1 protein-coding gene is annotated in these 4054 nt (G+C 67.4%); it reads left to right on the top strand.

Going from position 1 to position 4054, the window contains the following annotated elements:
- Positions 1–4054: type I polyketide synthase (locus ABTY62_RS47305; RefSeq protein WP_352135597.1), on the top strand; the 4054-nt coding region annotated here is incomplete at both ends.

Raw genomic sequence — 4054 nt, 5'->3', positions numbered from 1 at the left:
CCACCTGCGACACCACCAACCCAACCCAAATCACCAACCTCCTCAACACCATCCCCCCAACCCACCCCCTCACCACCCTCATCCACACCGCAGGAGTCCTGGACGACGCAACACTGGCCACCCAGACTCCCGGTCATCTGTCGATCGCCCTGGGCCCCAAGGCATACGCCGCCCACCTACTGCATGACCTCACCCGGCATCTGGCCCTCGACGCCTTCGTCCTGATCTCCTCCACAGCAGCCACCTTCGGCAGTCCGGGTCAGGCCAACTACGCCGCCGCCAATGCCTATCTCGACGCCCTGGCCCAGCACCGCCGCGACCAGGGACTGCCCGCCACCAGCATCGCCTGGGGGCTCTGGGAGAACGGCGGCTTGGCCAACGCCGAAATCACCGGGCACCTGGCGCGCCGAGGCCTGCTCCCCTTGCCCACCGAACCGGCACTCACCGCGCTTTCGCAGGCCATCGCCGCGCCGGAGCAAGCCCACCGCATCATCGCTGACATCGACTGGAGCACTTTCGCCGGCCTTCTGAGCCACACCGGCGAATTCGTTCCGCTCATCCAGGACATTCCCGAAGCCCGGACGCAACGTACTCGGGATGTGGTGGATCAGGAGTCCGGCACGGCTCTGCATCGGCAGCTCACCGACCTGAACCCAAGCGAACAACAGGAGTTGCTTCTCCGGCTCGTACGGACCCAGGTGGCTGCGGTCCTCGGACACAGCGACATCGACGCGGTGCCCCCAGACCGCCCCTTCAAGGATCTCGGACTCGATTCCCTCGCCGCCGTCGAGACCCGCAACCGGCTGACCGCCGTCACCGAGCGGCGCCTCCCCACCAGCCTCATCTTCGATCACCCAACGCCGACCAAGCTCGCGCGGTATGTGCAAGCCCGATTGATGGGCGAGGGATCCGCCTCAGCGAGGGCGGTGGTGCCCAGCCCCGCCATCAAGGCCGACGACGACTCCATTGCGATCATCGGCATGGCGTGTCGCTTCCCGGGAGGCGTCAGTACGCCCGAGGAGTTTTGGGATCTCATCCTCATGGAACGGGACGCGATCGCGGACTTCCCGACGAACCGTGGCTGGGATCTCGAGGGAATCTTCCATCCTGATCCTGCGCACAAGGGCACCTGTTACACGCGACAGGGCGGCTTCTTGTATGACGCGGCCGAATTCGACCCCGCCTTCTTCGACATCAGTCCCCGCGAGGCACTGGCCATGGATCCTCAGCAGCGGCTCTTGCTGGAGACCAGCTGGGAGGCGCTGGAACGGGCGCACATCGACCCACAGTCGCTACAGGGCAGTCCTGTCGGCGTCTTCACCGGCATCAACGCTCAGGACTATGCGATCCACCTGGAGCGTTCACAGGAGTCCGTTGAGGGCTATGTCCTCACCGGCAGTTCAAGCAGCATCGCATCGGGCCGAATCGCTTACAGCTTGGGGCTGGAGGGGCCCGCGGTCACCGTGGACACGGCGTGTTCGTCGTCCCTCGTCGCCCTGCACCTGGCCTGCCAGGCGCTGCGGGCCGGGGAATGCTCCATGGCCCTGGCCGGTGGGGTCACCGTCATGTCCACCCCCACCACCTTCGTCGAGTTCGCTCGACAACGGGGGCTGTCAACAGACGGTCGGTGCCGCGCCTTCTCTTCTACCGCCGACGGGACTGGCTGGGGCGAAGGTGTGGGGATCTTGTTGGTGGAGCGGTTGTCGGATGCGCGGCAGTTGGGGCATCGGGTGCTGGCGGTGGTGCGGGGCAGTGCCGTCAACCAGGACGGAGCGAGCAACGGTCTAACCGCGCCGAACGGTCCGTCGCAGCAGCGGGTGATCCGGCAGGCGCTGGCCGCGGCGGGGCTGACGGCGCCGGAGATCGACGCGGTGGAGGGTCACGGGACGGGGACGACGCTGGGCGATCCGATCGAGGCGCAGGCGCTGCTGGAGACCTATGGGCAGGAGCGCTTGGGGGATCAGCCGTTGTGGCTGGGGTCGGTGAAGTCGAATATCGGGCATGCGCAGGCCGCGGCGGGTGTCGCGGGGGTCATCAAGATGGTGATGGCCATGCGGGAAGGGCTGCTGCCGCGAACATTGCATGTCCAGGAGCCCTCGCCGCACGTGGACTGGACAGCGGGGGCGGTACGGCTGCTGAGCGAGACCATGCCCTGGCCGGAGACCGACCGTGCCAGGCGTGCGGGCGTGTCGTCGTTCGGGGTGAGCGGCACCAACGCCCACGTGATCCTCGAACAGGCACCCCCTGTTGAGGAGCGGAATCCCAGCACCGGCGCCCCGTCCTACCCCTGGATGGTGTCGGCCAAGTCCGAGCCGGCTCTACGCGCCCAGGCAGCACAACTGCACGCGTACCTGACGGCCCACGGCGACGCCGACCTGGCCGACATCGGACACGCGCTGGCCACCAGCCGCACCCCGTTCGAACACCGCGCCGTACTCCTCGGTCCCGACCGAGGGGACTTCCTCCACGGCCTGGAAGCCCTCGCGGCCGGCGAGGAGCACGAGGGGCTTGTGCGCGGCGTGGCGTCCGGAGCGGGGAAGCTGGCGTTCGTGTGCTCGGGGCAGGGCACACAACGCCCCCGCATGGGATACGAGCTCTACCAGGCCTTCCCCCTGTTCGCCGAGGCCCTCGACGAGGCCTGCTCCCACCTCGATCCGCATCTGGAGCATCCTGTGCGGGACGTCATGTTCGCCGAGCCGGACACCGACGCGTCCCGGCTGCTGGACCAGACGCTCTATGCCCAGCCGGCTCTGTTCGCTCTCCAGGTGGCGCTCCACCGTCTGGTCACCGAAGGCCACGGGGTCACGCCCCACTTCTACGCCGGGCACTCCCTCGGCGAGATCACCGCAGCCCACCTGGCGGGCATCCTGAGCCTGTCCGATGCGGCCCGCCTGGTCACCACCCGCGCCCGCCTCATGCACACCCTCCCCGGCACCGGCACCATGACCACCCTCCAAGCCCAACCCCACGAAGTCGAAGAACACCTCACAGGGCGCGAGGCGCAGGTGTCCATCGCGGCCGTCAACGCGCCCGGATCGGTGGTCATCAGTGGTGACCGGGGTGCCGTGGACGCCATCGCCGCGCAGTTCCGGGCCATGGGGCGCAAGACGACCCCGCTCAACGTCAGCGCGGCCTTCCACTCACCCCACATCAACCCCATCCTCGACGAACTCCGCGACACAGCCCAAGCCCTCACCTACCACCAACCGCACACACCCCTGGTCACGACCGACCCCACCGGACAAGACCCCTCCACACCCAGCTACTGGACCCACCAGACCCGCAACACCGTCCACTACACCCACACCACCCACCAACTCCACACCCACGGCGTCACCACCTACCTAGAACTCGGACCCGACACCACCCTCACCACCCTCACCACCCTCACCCACCACAACCTCCCCGACCACACACCCCAAACCACCGCCCTCCTCCACCCCCACCAACCAGAAGCCCACACCACCCACACCGCCCTCGCCCACCTCCACACCCACGGCCACCCCACCACCTGGCACCAACAACACCACACCCACCACCACACCAACCTCCCCACCTACCCCTTCCAACACCACCACTACTGGCTCAACACCACCCCAACCCCCAACACCACCAACGACACATGGCAGTACCGCGAGGTCTGGCAGCCGCTCAGTCTGGCTGACGCCGAGCCGACACGGCTCGGCGACTGGCTGTTCGTCGTTTCCGCCCGGCAGACCGATCATCCACACGTCGGCGCGATTCTCGGCGAGCTACGGCAACGCGACGGCATCCGCGCAGTCGAGCTCGTACTCAATGACGCCGACATCGACCCGGTGGTCCTCGGCCGACACCTCGCCGACGCCATCGAACAACACGGTGACCTGAGCATCAGCGGTGTGCTCTCGTTTTTGGCCTTCGACGAGGAACCCCACCCCGAACACCCCCACATCCCCACCGGAACAGCCCTCACCCTCACCCTCATCCAAACCCTCACCACCCACCCCCACATCACCGCACCCCTATGGGCCCTCACCCAAACAGCCACCACCACCCACCCAACCGACACCCTCAA

The organism is Streptomyces sp. NPDC097640 (assembly GCF_040302705.1).
Taxonomy (GTDB): Bacteria; Actinomycetota; Actinomycetes; order Streptomycetales; family Streptomycetaceae; genus Streptomyces.
Note: the sequence above shows the minus strand (reverse complement) of the source record. Positions and strands in the feature narration are given on the sequence as shown.